This is a genomic window from Paenibacillus sp. YIM B09110 (genome assembly GCF_037167145.1).
Lineage (GTDB): Bacteria > Bacillota > Bacilli > Paenibacillales > Paenibacillaceae > Pristimantibacillus.
On record NZ_JBANSP010000002.1, the window covers coordinates 38,678 to 57,233 of the forward strand.

Genomic DNA, 18,556 nt, shown 5'->3' on the forward strand with positions numbered 1-18,556 from the left:
AATTTACGATTGATTCATTTAGGTTATTCCTGAGTTGAGGGGAGATTGGACTAAAAGGGAAAAAACGAGGAGACGAACTGAACGGAAGAAAAGAATGTAGAAGAGCTTGGCCGATGTTGACTAGATTGGAATTTGAAGCATAAGTAACGCCGTGGTGACAAATAATGAACGGGAAGACAGATTGTTCTGTCATGATGAACAGGCGGCGTTAATGAGGTAAGCCGCACGAGTGAAGGAGGATGAAGGGTTGTCAACGAAAAGTGCGGGCGGTCAAAAGTACAAAAAAATGTCGATGTCGCCAAAGGAATATCAGACATTCGCCAAGACGCGCGAGCCTTCCAGGTCGGTGTTCACTAATTGCATTAGAGCTTTTATCATCGGCGGCTTAATTTGTGTGCTCGGGCAAGTCATTACGGAGATGTTCGTACATCTGATGGGTATGGAAAGGGAGGCCGCGGGCAATCCGACGGTAGCTGTGTTGATATTGTTGTCGGTTATATTGACGAGCATCGGCGTTTACGACAAGCTTGCGCAATGGGCTGGCGCCGGTTCAGCAGTTCCCGTTACAGGGTTTGCGAACTCGATGTGCTCAGCAGCGCTGGAGCATCGAAGCGAAGGTCTTGTGCTTGGCGTTGGAGCTAATATGTTCAAACTGGCTGGCTCCGTTATTGTTTTTGGCGTTGTAGCCGCTTTTTTCGTCGGTATCGCACATCTGATTCTTGGAACTGGGGGGCAATAAGATGCTGCTCGGCAAACAATCCTGGAGGTTCGACAAACGCCCGGTTATTTTAGGCGCTGCTACTGTAGTTGGGCCCGATGAGGGCGACGGACCGCTTGCCGCCGACTTTGATCTTATACATCCCGAGCTTGATATGCAGCAGAAGAGCTGGGAGAAGGCGGAACGCCTGCTGCTGGAGCAGGCGTCTGAATTCGCCATTCAGAAAGCGGGCATTGAGCGTGACGATCTGCAATATTACATCGGCGGCGATCTCATGAATCAAATTATTAGCAACAGCTTCGCGGCAAGATCGCTTGGCGTTCCATATCTTGGCGTGTTCGGCGCTTGCTCGACATCGATGGAGTCGCTCGCGCTTACGGCAATGATTGTTAATGCAGGGGGAGCGCATTATGCGTTAGCAGGTACTTGCAGCCATAACTGTACGGCGGAGAAGCAGTTTCGATATCCGACAGAATACGGGTCGCAGAAGCCGCCCACAGCGCAGTACACCGTAACGGGGGCAGGCGCTGCGGTGATAGCCGCTAAGGGCGAAGGTCCTGTTATCGAATGCGCAACAATTGGCAAAATCGTTGATCTTGGTATTAAGGATCCGTTCAACATGGGAGCAGCGATGGCGCCGGCAGCGGTCGACACGATACAGATGCATTTTAATGATACGGGACGAACGCCCAAGGACTATGATTTGATCGTAACCGGCGATCTCGCCGGAGTTGGCCATCCCATCGCGAAGGAGCTGCTTATCAAGGACGGGGTGCCGATGGATGATACGGTTTTCAGTGATTGCGGCCTTATGGTCTATGACGTGAAGCGGCAGAAGGTACAAGCAGGCGGAAGCGGCTGCGGCTGTTCAGCTGTCGTCACCTACGGTCATCTGCTTAAGCGTCTTCGGCAAGGAGAGCTTAATCGGATATTGGTTGTGGCAACGGGCGCTTTGCTCTCTCCCTTATCGTTCCAGCAAGGCGAGAGCATTCCATGCATTGCGCATGCCGTCGCAATCTCGAACGGAGGTGATTAAGCGGTATGATTTTTTTGTGGGCATTCTTAGTTGGCGGAGCAATTTGTGTTGTCGGCCAAATTATGTTCGATGTGTTCAAGCTTACGCCGGCGCATACGATGGCGACGCTGGTCGTAATCGGGGCGATCGTGGACGGATTCGACTTGTACGAGCCGCTTATCGCATTCGCGGGGGCAGGAGCAACCGTTCCTATTACGAGCTTCGGCAATGCGCTCGTGCACGGCGCTTTGACCGAGCTTCATGATCAGGGCTGGATAGGCGTTATTTCCGGCATATTCAAAGTTACAAGCGCAGGCGTTTCCGCAGCGATAATATTTTCATTTCTTGCGGCGCTTGTTGTTCGACCAAAAGGGTAACAATTGCAGGCGAATAGATGTAAATTGGAGAGTCCTGTGGGATTCTCCAATTTTTTTTGGAGTGAAAAAATTTGTGCTTTCTAAAGGAATTACTGTAAAATAGTACTAGTGCTATATTCATACTTGTAACTTTCCGGGAGGTAATGAAATGGATATTCGTCCTGCTGACATGCAATTATGCTCTTCGATATTACGTAGCTTAGAATCTTGTATCCTGGGAAAACACGACGAGATTGAGAGATTGCTCATAGCCGTTATAGCTAGCGGACACGTATTACTGGAAGATGTACCTGGTACAGGCAAGACGCAATTAGTGAAAGCGTTAGCAAAAACAATCGGCGGTCAGTTTCGCAGGATTCAATGCAACCCGGATCTACTGCCAACCGATATAACAGGCGTTTCTATCTATCATCCGAAGCAAGAAGCGTTTATATTCCGTCCAGGTCCTGTGATGGCGAATATTTTGCTGGCGGATGAAATAAATAGGGCAACGACCAAAACCCAATCCGCCTTGCTTGAAGCGATGGAAGAAGGTCATGTTACCGTTGACGGCGATACGTATGAGCTGCCTCAGCCATTCGTGCTGCTGGCTACGCAAAATCCGATCGAGTTCGAAGGGACGTATTCGCTGCCGGAGGCGCAGCTTGACCGATTCATGATGAAGCTCTCGCTCGGTTACCCGAATCAGGAGGACGAACAGCGAATGGTGTTATCCGCAGAGGGCGTTCATCCTTCCGATCGTGTAGAGCAATTGATTAGCATGGAGGATATGATCCGGATTCAGAAGCAAGCGATGAGCGTTCATATTGACGATGCAGTCGGCAATTATTTAGTTCAACTCATTCGTAGTACGCGGGAGAATGCTAGCGTCATGTTGGGAGCTAGTCCGCGCGCGGCTATCGCCTTGGCGAGAGCGGCTAAAGCAAGCGCCTATATGAAGCAAAGACAATTCGTAACGCCTGACGATGTGAAGGAGCTTGCTCCTTATGTGCTGGCCCATCGAATATTGCTTCGCACGGAATCGCGGATGAACGGTCTTCGTCCGGAGGACGTTATATCACAGGTGCTGCAGACTACGAAAGTGCCGGTCCGGCTAGAGCGTTAAGCCGATGTCAAGCGCGAGAACCTCGAAGAGGCGTTGGCAGTTAGTGACCGTTATTTATACCGTCAGCCTTTTTTATTTTTTGTTTCAAGGCGGCAAAACCGCATTTATGCTTTTTGTCATTCTTAATTTGCTGCTGCTTTATTTGCTCTTAGGGAAATGGAGCGGTATTAATCGGGTCGACGGCAGCAGAGCTTATGCAAGCCAAGGCACAGTTGCTATGGATCAATCGCTTGCTGCCGGCAGTTCGCTTGAGGTTAGCTTGAATGTAAAAATTCCCGGCATATACCCGTTGCCCTATGTAATCGTCAGGGATCGGCTGCATCGCCATAACGGGCAAGCGCTTTCCTTTGAAACGTCATTTGTCCCGAATTGGAAGCGTGTGGGCAAAGTTGCTTATCAGACGCCGCCGCTTCAGCGGGGAGAATATCGTTTCGCAGGTACGGAATGTTTGACCTATGACGTCTTTGGGTTATTCGAGCATGCGGGCCGCTTCGGCTCGGAGACGGTGTTCACGGTGCTCCCGCAGACGGTTCAGCTGCGGCGCTGGCAGGGCGTTCAGCGCGGCATACGCGGACCTTACTCCCATGCGATCGCCTCTCGATCGGCGAAGGAGACAACGCAAATTAACGGTGTTCGCGAGTATCTGTACGGTGATCGGCTTTCTCGCGTGCATTGGAATGCTACGGCGAAGACGGGACAATGGAAGTCGAAAGCCTTCGAGCGCGAATCGCTGCCGCGAACGCTCGTCGTCCTTGATCGCAGTCCGGGTGCATATGGCGGAGAGCTGCCTGATCGTTTCGAGCTGGCTGTCTCTACTGCCGCTTCGTTGCTGGAGAACGGCCTGAAGGAGGATACGGCGATGGGCTTGTTGTCCATCGGGTCAAGCATTACGATGGTGCCTCCTAAGTCAGGCATGGAGCAGCGGAATATGCTGATGCGTCATCTTACGTTCGTGGATGCCGACGCTACGTATTCGCTCTATACGTCGCTTATGATGGCCGATCAAGCTATTGAGCCGGGCAGCTTCGCCGTCGTTATTACGCCTGATACCGGACCAGATGTAGTGAAAAGCATGGAATGGCTCGCGCGCAAAGGGGTTACTCCTTGTTTGCTTCATATTGCTTCCTCGGTGGACTTGCTTAGCCATAATACGGCTTGGAAGCGCGTAATGGGCGAGAAGGGCTGGCAGGTATACTCGATCCGTCAATTGCAGGAGCTTCCGGGCGTGTTGGAAGGAGGCGGAATTGCATGAGAAAACTATTCCGAGCAATCGGAGCTGGACTTGCAGACCATTGGTACAGGAAACTGACATTGTTATTCGTTACCTTAATGGTGTGGCAGACGATTTCGATATTCGAGGGCTTCTGGTGGGAAGAAACGTATACCATCGCTAGAGGAACGCTGCTGGCCAGCGCGATTGTCGGCATTATTATTCCTTATCGCTTCCATATTATTAAGCTAGTGCTGCAGATTGCAGCAACCATCATAATTACCGTACGATTCGCGCCAATGGAGTGGCTTATCGCTAAGCCTGAGAACTTCCGAGATTGGCTTTGGTGGGCTCAAGCTCATGCGGTTCAGCTGCATCCATTCATCTGGATTAGCGGAGCTTTATTACTCATTCAGCTGCTCTTTGGATTGTGGGTAACGAAACGAGCGCGGATGTTCGCTTTTCTTGGCGTAACGATAATGATATTAACGGTCGCTGATTCCTTCACACCGATCTGGTTATGGGAAGAAGTTGGCATTGTCGTGTTTGTAGGACTATTGTGGCTTGTAGCAGGTCATTTGCATCGCCTGCAGAAGGAACATCCGAGCAGTTGGAGCGAGTTAATCGAATATCCGCTTCAATTAATATTGCCGATTGCGCTTGTTCTTGCGGTGCTTATGACCGTAGGGCTGAACATGCCGTCATTGTCTCCCATTCTTCAAGATCCGTATACGATTTGGAAGGAATCGAAAGGAGAGACCGTGCAAGTATTTCTCGGCGAGAAAGGCCTTGAGGCGGTTTCTCCGTTCGGCAAGGGTAATTCGAGCTCGGGTTATAGTCGAAATGACGAGCAATTAGGCGGCGGATTCGACTTCGACTACTCACCAATGATGACGGTATCGACGTCTCATCGAAGCTATTGGCGCGGTGAGACCAAATCCTTCTACACGGGCGAAGGTTGGATCTCGACGGGTGAGGCTGAAGACGATTCGCGGGTAGGTGATATTTTTCGCAAGCAGGTACTTCCTCTTCGGGACGAGCGTCCTCTCGCAGAGACGACAGAGGTTAGCCAAATCGTCACGATGGTGCGCGAAGACGTATATCCGGTATTGTTCGCAGCCGCTCCCATCAATAAAATCAACTGGGTAGGCAGCGAAGAGACGACATTCCCTCGCGGTCTTGAATGGTTAACCAGCTCTTGGGAGCTCCACTGGGGTGAGGTAGAATATCCGGAAACGTATTCCGTCACCTCCCAAGTGACGGTTCTGGATGAAGAAGCGCTAAGGGGGGCTAGCGCCGGATGGAGCGATACGAACCGGAATTCAGTATATCTGCAGTTGCCTGACACGGTGCCTCAACGCGTGCGAGATCTAGCTCAGGAAGTGACCCAATCGGCAACGAACGATTATGATAAAGCGAAGCTTCTCGTTGAATATTTGAGGCTTAACTTCAATTATAATAATAAGCCTGATCTATCCAAGGCAACGGGCAAGAGCAATGACTTCGTCGATACGTTCTTATTCGAGATTAAGGAAGGTTACTGCGATTACTTCTCTTCCGCGATGGCGGTGCTGTCACGAAGTCTCGATTTGCCTACGCGATGGGTAAAAGGTTTCTCGCCGGGTTCGTTGCCGGCCAGCGCATTTGGCGGTCCTCCTGAGGAGATGATGGGGGAGGATGTGAATCCGAACGGTTCGGGTACTTACACGGTACGCAACTCGGATGCGCATTCTTGGGTCGAAATTTATTTTGAAGGTTATGGCTGGATTCCATTCGAAGCAACGGCTGGGTTCTCGTTCCCCTACACGCTTCCTGAGGAAGAAGTCGAAGCGTTGCCCGATATTAACATTAACGATTCCGGCAACGAGACGGTTACGAATGCGGATAACGGCAGCATTCACCCTGCATGGCTATGGAGCTCGATTTCATTGATCGTCGTGGCTGCGGCGTTGTGGATGATTGTTCGTCGCGATCGTTTGATGGGTGCATGGAGGAAGGTTCGTCACGGGGCATTCACGTCGAATGACCGTATTGTGCTAGAGACGCATAAGCTGCTTCGGATTTGCAAGAAGCGGGGAATGGAACGCGAGGAGCATGAGACGATGCGCGAAGCGGTGCTGAGATGGTCGCAGAGCCAGAAACGGTTGCGCGACGACTTCAGATTCGTTCTGGATGGCTTCGAGCAAGCCAAATACAGCACGACGCTAGCATCGAATGATGAGGTCGAACGTTTCGTAAACAAGGTGAAATCGCTTATTGATCAGCTCAAATGACATTATACCGCTTGCCGACGCAATTCGGCGGCGGTTTTTTTTGCAACAAATTTGTATTGTATGGTATAGTTTCGTAAGATAGCAGGCAGAAAGCAGAGGGATTGAATATATGTTTGAACGGCTGTTGCCGAACATGCGCGTCAATACGGTCTATGATATTGACTTAGACGTGCTGCACGCGCAGGGTATACGCGGCATCATTACGGATTTGGATAATACGCTCGTCGGCGCAAAGGAAGCTTTGGCGACGCCAGAGCTTGTCACATGGCTGGACTATGTGCGCTCACGCGGCTTTAAAGTAGTAATTGTTTCTAATAATAATGAATCGCGGGTTGGGAAGTTTGCAACGCCGTTGCAAATTAAGTTCATCCATGCGGCGCGTAAGCCCGCTGCGAAAGCGTTTCGCAGAGCGCTCGGCGTTCTGGAGCTGCCAGCGGATGAGACGGTCGTAATCGGCGACCAGATGATGACGGATGTGCTTGGCGGCAACCGCATGGGGCTATTCACTATATTGGTCGCGGCTATATCGCCTTCCGACGAAGGGATAATGACGCGTGTCAACCGATTAATGGAACGGATTGCGCTCAGACAACTGCGCAAAAAAGGGTTATGGTACGAGGGGGATTCAAAGTGAACGAACAACAACATAGCGAGACTGCAAGGTCTTGTGCAGGCTGCGGCGTCCAACTGCAATCGGAGCGCTCGGACTTGCCTGGATTTTTGCCGGAATCAGCCTTGCTTAGAGATCCAGTAATATGCCAGCGATGTTTCCGCATCCGCAATTATAATGAAGCATCGTCTGTAGCCGTTGACCAAGACGACTTCCTTCGACTGCTTAGCAGCATCGGTTCGACGGATAGTCTTGTTGTGCATATCGTCGATCTGTATGACTTCGAGGGCAGCTTGATTTCTGGCTTGCAGCGGTTTGTAGGCAACAACCCGGTTTTGCTCGTCGTGAACAAGATCGACCTGCTGCCGAAAGCAATGAATGTGAACCGCCTACGCAATTGGGTGCAGAAGCAAGCGAAGGCTGAAGGTCTGCGTACGGTCGATGTTGTGTTATGCAGCGCGAAGCGCAACATGGGCTTCGAGCATGTCATCGATGCGCTTGACCGCTATCGCGGGGATCGTGATGTCTACGTTGTCGGAGCGACGAATGTAGGCAAGTCGACCTTAATCAATAGGCTTATTCGCGATTATAGCGATATGGAGCGAGAGCTTACAACTTCCCGTTATCCGGGGACAACGCTCGATGCTGTGCATATTCCGCTTGACGACGGCAAATCGATTATTGATACGCCAGGAATCGTATACACGACTCGAATGACCGAGGTAGTGCCGCGCAGCTTCCTAGGATCCCTGCTGCCGGACAAGCCGATCAAACCGCTCGTGTACCAATTGAATTCCGGGCAATCGCTGTTTATCGGCAGCCTTGTGCGGTTCGATTTTGTTGAAGGTGAACGCCAGTCGTTTACGCTGTATATATCGAACGCTTTGAATGTACATCGTACGAAGCTGGAGAGGGCTGACGCGCTCTACGAGGATCATCGCGGCGAGCTGCTTGGCGGTCCTACGCGTGAGGAGCTGGAGGAGATTCCGGCGTGGACAAGACATTCGCTTCGTGTGCCTCGGGGCTCGAATAAAGACCTATTCATTTCCGGTCTAGGCTGGATTCAAGTGAACGGGACAAATGGAGCGCTGCTTGATCTCTATGCGCCGAAGGGCGTTAAAGTCATGCTGCGCGATTCGATGATCTAGGCAAGAGCGACGGAGGAGGGAACGGCGTTGACGATTGCAGGAGAGGGCAACCGGATTAACAGCCATACGACGCTATACGGCGTAATTGGAGATCCGATTCATCACTCGAAATCGCCGATTATGATGAATCGGGCGTTTCGCGAAACGGGGATCAACGGCGCTTATATGGCTTTTCATGTAACGAATGATCAGTTGAGCGGTTTTATCGCCGGCGTAAGAGCGATGGGCATTCGCGGGGTGAATGTGACGATCCCGCATAAGCTTGACGTGATGGAATTATTGGACGAGATTGACGACGGCGCAAGAACGCTAGGCGCCGTAAATACGATCGTTAATAATAACGGCCGATTGACTGGTTATAATACGGACGGGATTGGTTATGTACGTTCATTGAAGGAAGAAGCGGTCAGCTCGCTTGAAGGCAAGCGTATCGTCGTGATTGGCGCAGGCGGAGCCGCGCGCGGTCTCGTCTATGCGCTGTCCGGAGAGAAGCCTGGTCGCATGACGATTGTCAATCGATCGGTATCTAAGGCAGCCGAACTCGCCGAAACGTTCAGCAGCCGCGCCGATATTGCGGCCTTGCCGCTAGAGAGCTTGAAGGACGCGTGCCAGGATGCGGACATTGTCATTAATACGACGATGATCGGTATGTATCCGAACACGGCCGCAAGCCCGCTTGACGCGTCATGGCTTAGGGAAGGTACGGTTGTAAGCGATATTGTATACAATCCGCTGAAGACTAAGCTGCTGCAAGAGGCAGAGGAGCGGGGCTGCATCATCCATGGCGGGCTGGGCATGTTCATATATCAAGGAGCGTACGCTTTTGAATATTGGACAGGAAAGCCTGCACCGACCGCTGCGATGCGCGAAGTTGTTATGGATGCGCTGCTCGGTCAAGCTTAAGATAGTAGAAGTTTGTTTTATCCAATACGATATAGTTGAATGAAAGAAGGAAATAATAAATGCTTACAGGTAAACAAAAAAGGTATTTAAGATCATTGGCTCATCACTTGACGCCAATCTTCCAAGTGGGGAAGGGCGGTACAAACGATCACCTCGTTCGCCATATTGTAGAAGCGATTGAGTTTCGCGAGCTAATTAAAGTATCTGTCTTGAACAACTGTTTGGACGATCCGAAAGAAATCGGCGTCGAGATCGCGCAAGCGTCAGGGGCAGAGCTTGTGCAAGTGATCGGCAAAACGATCGTTCTATACAAAGAGTCGAAGGACAACAAACAAATCGAGCTTCCTAAAGCGACTTCGAAATAAATCGCTAAAGGCACGATACAAAGTAAACCTATGCAAGGAGGTCGCTCTCGTGAGCAAGATCGGAATAATGGGCGGCACGTTCGATCCGATTCATACCGGCCACTTGCTTGCTGCGGAGAAGGCTCGCGAGCAATGCGGTCTTCAGGAAGTGTGGTTCATTCCTTCCTATATGCCTCCGCTCAAGGCCAATGAGCCCGGTGTGAGCAGCGAGCATCGCTACGGGATGGTCGAAGCCGCAGTTGCGACGAATGATTCATTCCGCGTGCTCGATATTGAGCTTAAGCGCGGAGGAGTAAGCTATTCCTTCGATACGGTCAGCGATCTAATGAATCGATATCCCGGTCATGCCTTCGCTTATATTATCGGCTCAGATCGAATCAATGATTTGTGCAAATGGTATCGGATCGAGGAACTGGCAGAGCTCGTGACGTTCATCGGGCTGGAGCGGCCGAGCGAGGAGGTTCAGTTCGATCAGCTGCCGTCCTTCTTAAAGCAAAGGCTGACGATCGTCGAAATGCCGCCGATCGGTATATCTTCTACAGATATCCGCAGCCGGCTAAGCGCTGGACAATCGATCCAATATATGGTGCCGGATACGGTGTACGGCTATATAAGGAGGCACGGCTTATATGAATCGTGAGCAACTGATTGAGTCGGTCCGCGCTCAAATGCCTGAACGCAGATGGCTGCATACGGTGGGCGTCATGGAGACATCGATTATATTGGCGAACCGCTTCGGCGAAGATCCGGTACGAGCCGAGCTTGCCGCTATTTTGCATGATGTCGCCAAATATTGGGCGACGGATCGGATGGAGACGGTCATCCGTGAGCGGGGGCTGCCTTCTATTTTATTGGCCTATGACAAAGAGCTGTGGCATGCCCCGGTGGGCGCATGGGTTGCAGAGCATGAATATGGCATCGACGATGTAGAAGTATTGGACGCCATTCGCTATCATACATCGGGACGCAGAGGCATGACGAAGATGGATAAGGTCGTATGTCTTGCTGATTATATGGAACCGGGAAGGGACTTCCCTGGCGTGGATAAAATACGCGAGCTAAGCGAGCAGGACCTCGACAAAGCGTTAGTTGCAGGCTTTGACTCTACGATCTCCTTCCTGCTTCAGAAGAACAGGCGCATCTTTCCGCTAACGATTGAAGCGAGAAACGCATTATTGGAATCATATATTTAAAGGAGGCTGAGCAATGGCGGTACATTCAGATGAGTTGCTTCAAATTACGGTTGCGGCTGCAGAAGACAAAAAGGCGGTTAGGATCGTTGCTTTGAACTTGAAGGAAATTTCGTTAGTTGCCGATTATTTTGTAATATGCAGCGGCAATTCCGATACGCAGGTGCAAGCGATCACAACGGAAATTCGCAAGCAAGCCGAGAAGAACGGCGTACGTGTGCGTGGTATTGAAGGTGCAGATTCGGCGAGATGGGTTTTGATCGACCTTGGCGACGTTGTCGTACACGTCTTCCATCGCGACGAGCGCGATTACTACAATATCGAGCGTTTATGGTCCGACGCGAAGGTTGTGGAATTTGCATGACCCTAACAGCCGGGACGATTGAAAAATTAAGGGTGGCACGCGAAGTGTCACCCTACGGTTATTTTCTAACTAACGGAGAAGACGATGTGCTGCTTCATTATACCGAGCTCGTAGGCAAGAAGCCGAAGCTTGATGATGAGATCGATGCTTTCATCTATTATGATTCCGAGGATCGGCTAGCCGCAACGATGAAGCGCCCCTACATGCTGTTGGGCGAGCTCGCGCGCTTGAAGGTCGCTGATGTACATCCGAAGCTGGGCTGCTTCCTGGAGATGGGCCTTGGCAGACAATTGTTGTTGCCACTGTCTGAGCTGCCGGAGAGCATTGATTACAGGCCGCTGCCGGGCGATGAAGTATTTGTCGTTATGAAGCATGATAAGATCGGAAGACTTGTTGCGAAGATCGCATACGAGGAAGAATTGTCCAAGCTTGTATTTCCGGCTCCGACGACATGGAATAATCAATGGGTTGAGGGCTGGGTGTCCAAGACGCTGCAGCTGGGCTCCTTCGTCATCGTGGACGGCGGCGTCATTGGTTTCGGCGCCTATGGACTTATACCTAGTTCGGAGCGGACAAAGCCGCTTCGCCTTGGCGAGCGCGTTAGAGCGCGCGTGACCTTCATCCGCGAGGATGGACGGGTGAATCTGTCAATGGCTCAGCGAAAGGAAATTGGGCGTCTAGAGGATGCGGACCGCATACTTGCGTTCATGAAGGAACGTCCGAACGGCGGCATGCCGTACTCGGATGAGACGGAAGCTGATATTATCAAGCTGAAGTTCGGCATCAGCAAAGGGGCGTTCAAGCGCGCGATCGGCAAGCTAATGCGTGAAGGATTAGTAACGCAGAAGGGAAGCTGGACCTATCTCGTGCCAACAGCTGAAGCTGCACCTGCTTCCGATGAAGCAGAAGGAGATGAAGGCTAGTGGCGCGTTCGTACGGGCAGTTCGCTACCGTATACGATCAATTGATGGAGGACATGCCGTATGCGGAATGGCTCGGATTCGCTAGAGCGAGCTGGGTACGCTACGGAATGCCGTCGACGGTAGTCGATCTTGGCTGCGGAACAGGCAGCTTATCGATTCCGCTGGCTAGATCGGGGTTCCACGTATACGGCATAGATTTATCCGCAGATATGCTCTCCGTTGCGCGCAGCAAGTGGGATGAGACTCCCCAGCAGGCTGTTAGGCCGCGTGCGGGAACGATTCGGTGGATCCAACAGGATATGCGCGGATGGGAGCTTCCGGAGCCTGTGGACGCGGTCATATCGTTCTGCGATTGCTTGAACTACTTGACTGAAGAGAGCGACGTTGAGAAAGCGTTCCGTGCGACATACGCCGGGCTTCGCTCAGGAGGCGTCTTCTTGTTCGATGTTCACCCGCCGAAGCAATTCATTCGTTATGCGGAGGAGCAGCCGTTCGTGTTGGATGAGCGGGACGTGGCTTACATATGGACATGCGACTTCGAGGAGAAGCGATGCGAGATCGAGCATAACTTGACAATCTTCGCGCGTGATTCGGATTCGCGGTTCAATCGGTTCGAGGAAACGCATGTGCAGCGCGCTTACGATCCGGACTGGATCGAGGCTGCTCTTCGCCGTGCGGGCTTTAAGACCGTGGATCGTTACGCCGACTTCCAGCTTCAGCCTGCGAGCAGCGAGTCTGAACGACTCTTCTTCGCGGCAGTGAAATCATAGATAATAGTGCAGAGGGATTGCAACGATGCGTCGTCACGGCGACATCATGGGGCGATCCCTTTTTTTAAAAAAAGGAGACGATACCGATGTCATTCTTGAATGTTCCTTTCTCGATCAAAGGCTTGCAGCTTAACAATTCGATCGTAATGGCGCCGATGTGCCAATATTCCGTTACCGAGAAGGACGGCAAGCCGAACGATTGGCATTATGTCCATTACTTATCGCGGGCAGTCGGCGGAACGGGCTTAATCCTTATGGAGATGACCGATGTCGAGCCGGATGGCCGGATTACGGATCAAGATCTTGGCTTGTGGTCGGATGAGCAAATACCGGCATTCAAACGAATCGTCGACGGCGTGCATAGCCATGGCAGCAAGATCGGCATCCAAATCGCTCATGCAGGGCGCAAGGCGCTCGACGCAGAAGTGCCCGTCGGTCCATCCGAGCTGCCGTACGATTCGAATTCGAAGAAGCCGCGTGCATTGACCACAGGCGAGGTGAAGGAAATGGTCGTTAAGTTCCGCGATGCGGCTCGCCGAGCGGTAGCTGCGGGTGTCGATACGATCGAGCTGCACGGGGCGCACGGTTACCTGATCCATCAATTTCATTCGCCGGGCATCAACAATCGCACCGATGAATATGGCAAGCAGTTGTCCCTATTCGGAGTCGAGGTCATCCGCGCGGTCAAGAGCGTAATGCCTTCCGATATGCCGCTCATCATGCGCATCTCCGCTGTTGAGTACATGGACGGGGGATACGAGCTCGATCACAGCATTGCGATTGCCAAAGATTATACGGCCGCCGGCGTAGACGTATTCCATGTCTCATCGGGAGGCGACGGGCCGATCGGCGAGAGGAAGCCTGGCAACTTCCCGGGTTATCAACTGCCTCTGGCCAAAGCGTACAGAGCGGCGCTCTCCGTGCCCGTCATTGCTGTCGGCCAACTCGAAGATCCGATTGTTGCGGATGCCGCGATTGAAAGCGGAGACGCCGATCTGATCGCCGTAGCAAGGGGCATGCTAAGGGACCCGTATTGGGCGACTCATGCGCTTCAGGCTGTCGGCCATAATCCGGAATTGCCTGATCAGTACAAAAGAGCTTACTAAAACAAGAGTTGGAAAGCTGTGAATGGAATCCCGGTCATGCGGCCGGGATTTTAGTTTGCGATGGCGATGATTCTCATAGGGGCAACACAACATCTAGGGTGAGGGTCGTAGTTTCTTGTCGAATGCTGTCCGTGAAACGAGAAGGATATAGGAGCACTACATATTGAACGATTCATACCTCTTGGACGAGGTTATTTACTCCCGAAGAGCATCCTTTAGCCGGCTGTTCATTCCTTGCGCCGATGGCGAGCGGCGGACGGCGTCAGTTTTCAGTTTGCGATTTTCGAGCTTTAATTTTTCATTTTCGCGTTCCAAATTGTCTATATAAGCGAGCAATTCAGGTACCTCGTAACCGGCATCCCGGAATAATGCAGACACACAATCGCGTAGTGGCGCGGGTTCTCTTGATTCGTCCATATTGACCTCCAAAATAACTATAAAATGTCACTATCCCATCATATCCGCATCTGTTAAAATAGTCGAGTGCCTTAAAAATATAGATTAATAGTTTCTCCATAATTTGCATTGACTCAACCTATATCTTGATGTAAAATCAAGAACATCAACTACATATTGATGTATATAGGTGCCTTCAAAGGACGAGCATTAGCAAATCTTGATTAAGCGCATCTGACGAAACCGCAGTCAGAGAGCGCTTTTTGATTGCTAAAATTTTAGTAGGGAGCGAGTCGCAATGCTAGTCGTATATGATTCAAAAACAGGCAATGTCAAGCGATTTATTAACAAATTGAATATGCGGGCAATGCCAATTGATGAGGAAAAACCGGTAGAAGAGCCCTTTGTTCTCGTCACGTATACGACAGGATTTGGACAAGTGCCCGAGAAGGTAACTTCTTTCTTAAAACGCAACTTCGAGCACCTTCGCGGTGTATCGGCGAGCGGCAATCGAAATTGGGGTGCGGGCTTCGCTAAGAGCGCGGACACGATTTCACAGATGTACGATGTACCCGTTATATTGAAATTTGAATTATCCGGTACGAGTCAAGATACTGAGCATTTTGTCGAAAGGGTGCGAACTATTGAAGCATATTGAATTGAACAACGAATTGATGCAACGCGGCGCAGACGGTTTCTATCAGCTCGAGAAGGATAAAGAGGCAGTAGCCGCTTTTATGGCGGAAGTAGAAGAGAAGAGCGTGAAGTTTGATTCGCTTCGTCATAAGCTGGACTATTTAATCGAGAACGACTATTACGATAATGTGTTTGACAAATATACATACGATCAGGTTGAGGCCGTATTTACGCTGACAGCAAGCAGCGGCTTCGAATTCCAATCGTACATGGCAGCATCGAAGTTCTATAAAGACTATGCGATGAAGACGAACAACAAAGCGCAATACTTAGAGCAATACTCGGATCGTGTAGCGATCGTAGCTCTGCACCTTGGTGAAGGCGACGCAGCCCGCGCGCTTCGCATCGCTGAAGCGATGATCGAACAGCGCCTGCAGCCGGCAACGCCGACGTTCCTGAACGCTGGCAAGAGCCGCCGCGGCGAAATGGTTTCCTGCTTCCTGCTGGAAATGGACGACTCGCTTAACTCGATCAACTACGTGCTTGGCACTTGTATGCAGCTCTCTAAAATCGGCGGCGGCGTTGCCGTCAACCTATCGAAGCTGCGCGGACGCGGCGAACCGATCAAAGGTGTAGAGGGCGCAGCGAAAGGCATTATGCCTGTGCTTAAGCTGATGGAAGATGCTTTCTCTTACGCGGACCAAATGGGCCAACGCAAAGGCTCCGGCGCCGGTTACTATAATATTTTCGGCTGGGACGTTATCGAGTTCCTCGATTGCAAAAAAATTAACGCCGACGAGAAAACACGGATCAAAACGTTGTCAATCGGCCTTATTATACCGAACAAGTTCTACGAGCTTGCAGCTACCAACAGACCGCTAGTCGTATTCGGACCACATTCCGTACAGAAAGCGTACGGCAAGCATTTGGACGATCTCGATATGGACGAGATGTACGAAGAGCTTCTTGCGAATGACAAAGTAACGAAAAAAACCGTAATGAACGCACGCGACATGTTGACGAAAATCGCTTCGATTCAGCTTGAATCGGGTTACCCATACATCATGAACAAGTCGAACGCGAACAAAATCCACGCTTTGAAGGATATCGGTTCGATCAAAATGTCCAATCTCTGCACGGAAATTTTCCAGCTGCAAGAGACTTCGGAAATCAACGACTACGGATATGACGATGTCATTCAGCGCGACATTAGCTGCAACTTGGCATCTCTCAATATTGTGAACGTAATGGAACGCAAGAAGCTGAAGGAATCGGTTCATGTGGGCATCGAAGCGTTGACGACTGTTAGCGACTTGTCCAAAATCGACAATGCGCCAGGCGTACGCAAGGCGAACGAGGAACTGCACTCTGTCGGTCTTGGAGCGATGAACCTGAACGGCTACTTGGCGAAAAACAAAATTGCTTACGAGAGCGAAGAAGCGAAAGACTTTGCCGGCGTGTTCTTCATGATGATGAACTATTACTCGATCGAGCAAAGCATGCTGATCGCGAAAGAACGCAGCACGACTTTCAAAGACTTCGACCGTTCTGAATATGCGAAGGGCACTTACTTCACGCGTTATATCGAGAACGACTTCCGTCCGAAGACAGCACGGGTAGCGGAATTGTTCGAAGGTATGGAAATTCCGTCACCGCAAGACTGGGCAGCACTTAAGGATCAAGTACAGAAGTTTGGTCTGTTCCATGCTTACCGCCTTGCAATTGCTCCAACACAAAGTATCTCGTATATTCAAAACGCGACTTCGAGCGTTATGCCGATCGTTGAGCATATCGAGACACGTACGTATGCCAACTCGACTACGTATTATCCAATGCCTTATTTGGCGCAGGAAAATTACTTCTACTACAAATCGGCTTACAATATCGATCAGTTCAAGCTGATTGACCTGATTGCCGAGATCGGACAGCACGTCGACCAAGGTATTTCGACTGTCCTGCACGTTAACAGCAACGTAACCACTCGTGAGCTGGCGCGCTTCTATGTATATGCTGCGCAGAAGGGGCTCAAATCACTCTACTATACGAGAACGAAGCGTCTTTCCGTTGAGGAATGCACAAGCTGCGCCGTATAAGACCCATTATATCGTTGCTTACGTAGCAAAGAAGGAGCTCACCTAATGAAAGCAGTAAACTGGAACCGCCCGGACGACGATTTTACGCTGACGTTCTGGCAGCAAAATGTAATGCAATTTTGGACGGACGAAGAAATTCCGTTGTCGGATGATAAAATGGACTGGATGGAAATGACAGAAGACGAGCGATTGCTGTATAAAAATGTGCTCGGCGGTCTGACGTTGCTCGATACGATTCAAGGCGGCGTAGGCATGCCGAAGATTCTTGAGCATGTGGAAGGCTTGCAGCGCAAAGCGGTGCTGTCGTTCATGTCCATGATGGAGCAAATCCACGCGAAGTCATACAGCAGCATCTTCACGACGCTGGCATCCAACGAGGAGATCGACGCGATCTTCAAATGGGTGGAATCGAATGAACAGCTTCAGAAAAAAGCGAACCTGATCGCTTCGTGGTACTCCAATATTACAGGCCCTAAAGAGCTGTACAAAGCAATGGCGGCATCTGTATTTTTGGAAAGCTACTTGTTCTATAGCGGATTCTTCTATCCGTTGTACCTCGCTGGTCAAGGTAAAATGACGAGCAGCGGCGAGATCATTGACTTGATCCTCCGCGACGAGAGTATCCACGGCTTGTACGTAGGCGTACTTGCACAAGAGCTGTACCAAACGTTCAGCGTAGAAGAGCAGAAGCAACTGCACACTGAACTAATTGCGCTTCTAGTTGAGCTGTACGAGAACGAAGTCGAATACACGAACCATCTGTACAGTCCGCTTGGGTTGCAGGATGAAGTGAATACCTACGTTCGTTACAATGCCAACAAAGCGCTTATGAACCTGGGCTTCGAAGCGCATTTCCCGGAAGAGCCGGTCAACCCGATCGTGTTCAACGGAATTAGCACACATACGAAGCAGCATGACTTTTTCTCCAAAAAAGGCAACGGTTATGTTCGTACGATCCATGTCGAGCCGCTTAACGACGATGACTTCGTATTCAACTTCTAAATACATGCAAGTTAAGAGAGCATCAGGCCATTGCGGCTGGGTGCTCTCTTTAATTTAGGACTTGTCTGCATATAGATTATGAGGTGTAGGGATAATCTCTAGTAGAGGAAGGCGGGATGATGATGCTAAAAGCGTTAATTATTGCTTTGTTTGTCGTGCTATACGGGCTAGTTACTTTTTTCGGGCTAGGCCCAGTATTGCTGGCTGACGGTACGCCTGAAGAGAGGCGAACGACGTTCTTAATCGTCGTTGCCGTATATATAGCAATAACGGCCGTTTTTGCAATGATACTTCGCAGGCTGAGATCGCGTGGAGCGAAAACTTAAAATGACTACCCTTATAATGGGAATAC

The 18,556-nt window shown here is 50.7% G+C and carries 21 protein-coding genes; 20 read left to right on the plus strand and 1 reads right to left on the minus strand.

Annotated elements, in window-relative coordinates; genetic code table 11:
* Positions 1 to 247: 247 nt before the first annotated feature.
* The 16 genes from spoVAC (at position 248) to V8F51_RS02545 (ending at position 14,077) form a co-directional block, all read left to right on the plus strand.
* Positions 248 to 739, plus strand: coding sequence for a stage V sporulation protein AC (gene spoVAC / locus V8F51_RS02470; protein ID WP_337098469.1), 492 nt, complete (start codon positions 248 to 250; stop codon positions 737 to 739).
* Between the two features lies 1 nt (position 740).
* Positions 741 to 1,754, plus strand: a complete 1,014-nt coding sequence (gene spoVAD / locus V8F51_RS02475) for a stage V sporulation protein AD (protein WP_337098470.1) — start codon at positions 741 to 743, stop codon at positions 1,752 to 1,754.
* A gap of 5 nt (positions 1,755 to 1,759) precedes the next feature.
* Positions 1,760 to 2,110, plus strand: a complete 351-nt coding sequence (spoVAE, locus tag V8F51_RS02480) for a stage V sporulation protein AE (RefSeq protein WP_337098471.1) — start codon at positions 1,760 to 1,762, stop codon at positions 2,108 to 2,110.
* 148 nt (positions 2,111 to 2,258) lie between these two features.
* Entirely contained in the window at positions 2,259 to 3,215 is a 957-nt protein-coding gene (locus V8F51_RS02485) for an AAA family ATPase (RefSeq protein ID WP_337098472.1), read from the plus strand.
* A 43-nt stretch (positions 3,216 to 3,258) separates the two neighbouring features.
* Positions 3,259 to 4,467, plus strand: coding sequence for a DUF58 domain-containing protein (locus tag V8F51_RS02490; protein ID WP_337098473.1), 1,209 nt, complete (start codon positions 3,259 to 3,261; stop codon positions 4,465 to 4,467).
* Positions 4,464 to 6,698 (plus strand): DUF4129 domain-containing transglutaminase family protein, encoded by a 2,235-nt coding sequence (locus V8F51_RS02495; protein ID WP_337098474.1) that lies wholly within the window; start codon positions 4,464 to 4,466, stop codon positions 6,696 to 6,698. Before V8F51_RS02490 ends, V8F51_RS02495 begins: the two co-directional genes overlap by 4 nt.
* A 109-nt stretch (positions 6,699 to 6,807) precedes the next feature.
* Positions 6,808 to 7,332, plus strand: coding sequence for a YqeG family HAD IIIA-type phosphatase (locus V8F51_RS02500; RefSeq protein ID WP_337098475.1), 525 nt, complete (start codon positions 6,808 to 6,810; stop codon positions 7,330 to 7,332).
* Positions 7,308 to 8,456 carry a ribosome biogenesis GTPase YqeH gene (yqeH, locus tag V8F51_RS02505; protein ID WP_337098476.1) on the plus strand — a complete coding sequence of 383 codons (1,149 nt, stop codon included), beginning with the start codon at positions 7,308 to 7,310 and terminating at the stop codon, positions 8,454 to 8,456. The genes V8F51_RS02500 and yqeH overlap by 25 nt, the downstream gene beginning before the upstream one ends.
* A gap of 27 nt (positions 8,457 to 8,483) precedes the next feature.
* On the plus strand, positions 8,484 to 9,359 hold the full coding sequence (locus tag V8F51_RS02510; RefSeq protein WP_337098477.1) for a shikimate dehydrogenase: 876 nt from the start codon (positions 8,484 to 8,486) through the stop codon (positions 9,357 to 9,359).
* 59 nt (positions 9,360 to 9,418) lie between these two features.
* A complete protein-coding gene (yhbY, locus tag V8F51_RS02515; protein WP_337098478.1) occupies positions 9,419 to 9,724 on the plus strand; it encodes a ribosome assembly RNA-binding protein YhbY in 306 nt (101 codons plus the stop codon).
* 49 nt (positions 9,725 to 9,773) lie between these two features.
* The gene (locus tag V8F51_RS02520; RefSeq protein ID WP_337098479.1) at positions 9,774 to 10,364 is read left to right on the plus strand and encodes a nicotinate-nucleotide adenylyltransferase; all 591 of its coding nucleotides are present in this window, start codon (positions 9,774 to 9,776) and stop codon (positions 10,362 to 10,364) included.
* Positions 10,354 to 10,917 carry a bis(5'-nucleosyl)-tetraphosphatase (symmetrical) YqeK gene (gene yqeK, locus V8F51_RS02525; RefSeq protein ID WP_337098480.1) on the plus strand — a complete coding sequence of 188 codons (564 nt, stop codon included), beginning with the start codon at positions 10,354 to 10,356 and terminating at the stop codon, positions 10,915 to 10,917. The genes V8F51_RS02520 and yqeK overlap by 11 nt, the downstream gene beginning before the upstream one ends.
* 13 nt (positions 10,918 to 10,930) lie before the next feature.
* The gene (rsfS, locus tag V8F51_RS02530; RefSeq protein ID WP_337098481.1) at positions 10,931 to 11,278 is read left to right on the plus strand and encodes a ribosome silencing factor; all 348 of its coding nucleotides are present in this window, start codon (positions 10,931 to 10,933) and stop codon (positions 11,276 to 11,278) included.
* Complete coding sequence (locus V8F51_RS02535) at positions 11,275 to 12,201, plus strand: CvfB family protein (protein ID WP_337098482.1); 927 nt, start codon at positions 11,275 to 11,277, stop codon at positions 12,199 to 12,201. Before rsfS ends, V8F51_RS02535 begins: the two co-directional genes overlap by 4 nt.
* Before the next feature lie 44 nt (positions 12,202 to 12,245).
* Positions 12,246 to 12,971, plus strand: coding sequence for a class I SAM-dependent DNA methyltransferase (locus V8F51_RS02540; protein ID WP_337098893.1), 726 nt, complete (start codon positions 12,246 to 12,248; stop codon positions 12,969 to 12,971).
* 86 nt (positions 12,972 to 13,057) lie between these two features.
* Positions 13,058 to 14,077, plus strand: coding sequence for an NADH:flavin oxidoreductase/NADH oxidase (locus V8F51_RS02545; RefSeq protein ID WP_337098483.1), 1,020 nt, complete (start codon positions 13,058 to 13,060; stop codon positions 14,075 to 14,077).
* A gap of 195 nt (positions 14,078 to 14,272) precedes the next feature.
* Here V8F51_RS02545 and V8F51_RS02550 read toward each other — a convergent pair whose 3' ends face one another.
* Complete coding sequence (locus V8F51_RS02550; RefSeq protein ID WP_337098484.1) at positions 14,273 to 14,494, minus strand: hypothetical protein; 222 nt, start codon at positions 14,492 to 14,494, stop codon at positions 14,273 to 14,275.
* A gap of 277 nt (positions 14,495 to 14,771) precedes the next feature.
* Here V8F51_RS02550 and nrdI point away from each other — a divergent pair, with 277 nt between their 5' ends.
* From nrdI to V8F51_RS02570, 4 genes are all read left to right on the plus strand, one after another.
* Positions 14,772 to 15,131 (plus strand): class Ib ribonucleoside-diphosphate reductase assembly flavoprotein NrdI, encoded by a 360-nt coding sequence (gene nrdI, locus V8F51_RS02555; RefSeq protein WP_337098485.1) that lies wholly within the window; start codon positions 14,772 to 14,774, stop codon positions 15,129 to 15,131.
* A complete protein-coding gene (nrdE, locus tag V8F51_RS02560) occupies positions 15,118 to 17,202 on the plus strand; it encodes a class 1b ribonucleoside-diphosphate reductase subunit alpha (protein WP_337098486.1) in 2,085 nt (694 codons plus the stop codon). Before nrdI ends, nrdE begins: the two co-directional genes overlap by 14 nt.
* 45 nt (positions 17,203 to 17,247) lie before the next feature.
* Positions 17,248 to 18,204 (plus strand): class 1b ribonucleoside-diphosphate reductase subunit beta, encoded by a 957-nt coding sequence (gene nrdF / locus V8F51_RS02565; RefSeq protein WP_337098487.1) that lies wholly within the window; start codon positions 17,248 to 17,250, stop codon positions 18,202 to 18,204.
* Between the two features lie 122 nt (positions 18,205 to 18,326).
* Positions 18,327 to 18,530: a DUF6954 family protein gene (locus V8F51_RS02570; RefSeq protein WP_337098488.1), complete on the plus strand. Its 204-nt coding sequence runs from the start codon at positions 18,327 to 18,329 to the stop codon at positions 18,528 to 18,530.
* Positions 18,531 to 18,556: the final 26 nt, after the last annotated feature.

Excerpts from the sequence above, each read along its gene's own strand:
- spoVAD (WP_337098470.1), top strand. The coding sequence starts at position 741 with ATGCTGCTCGGCAAACAATCCTGGAGGTTCGACAAACGCCCGGTTATT.
- spoVAE (WP_337098471.1), top strand. The coding sequence starts at position 1,760 with ATGATTTTTTTGTGGGCATTCTTAGTTGGCGGAGCAATTTGTGTTGTC.
- V8F51_RS02485 (WP_337098472.1), top strand. The coding sequence starts at position 2,259 with ATGGATATTCGTCCTGCTGACATGCAATTATGCTCTTCGATATTACGT.
- V8F51_RS02495 (WP_337098474.1), top strand. The coding sequence starts at position 4,464 with ATGAGAAAACTATTCCGAGCAATCGGAGCTGGACTTGCAGACCATTGG.
- V8F51_RS02500 (WP_337098475.1), top strand. The coding sequence starts at position 6,808 with ATGTTTGAACGGCTGTTGCCGAACATGCGCGTCAATACGGTCTATGAT.
- yqeH (WP_337098476.1), top strand. The coding sequence starts at position 7,308 with ATGGTACGAGGGGGATTCAAAGTGAACGAACAACAACATAGCGAGACT.
- yhbY (WP_337098478.1), top strand. The coding sequence starts at position 9,419 with ATGCTTACAGGTAAACAAAAAAGGTATTTAAGATCATTGGCTCATCAC.
- yqeK (WP_337098480.1), top strand. The coding sequence starts at position 10,354 with ATGAATCGTGAGCAACTGATTGAGTCGGTCCGCGCTCAAATGCCTGAA.
- rsfS (WP_337098481.1), top strand. The coding sequence starts at position 10,931 with ATGGCGGTACATTCAGATGAGTTGCTTCAAATTACGGTTGCGGCTGCA.
- V8F51_RS02535 (WP_337098482.1), top strand. The coding sequence starts at position 11,275 with ATGACCCTAACAGCCGGGACGATTGAAAAATTAAGGGTGGCACGCGAA.
- V8F51_RS02540 (WP_337098893.1), top strand. The coding sequence starts at position 12,246 with ATGGAGGACATGCCGTATGCGGAATGGCTCGGATTCGCTAGAGCGAGC.
- V8F51_RS02545 (WP_337098483.1), top strand. The coding sequence starts at position 13,058 with ATGTCATTCTTGAATGTTCCTTTCTCGATCAAAGGCTTGCAGCTTAAC.
- V8F51_RS02550 (WP_337098484.1), bottom strand. The coding sequence starts at position 14,494 with ATGGACGAATCAAGAGAACCCGCGCCACTACGCGATTGTGTGTCTGCA.
- nrdI (WP_337098485.1), top strand. The coding sequence starts at position 14,772 with ATGCTAGTCGTATATGATTCAAAAACAGGCAATGTCAAGCGATTTATT.
- nrdF (WP_337098487.1), top strand. The coding sequence starts at position 17,248 with ATGAAAGCAGTAAACTGGAACCGCCCGGACGACGATTTTACGCTGACG.
- V8F51_RS02570 (WP_337098488.1), top strand. The coding sequence starts at position 18,327 with ATGCTAAAAGCGTTAATTATTGCTTTGTTTGTCGTGCTATACGGGCTA.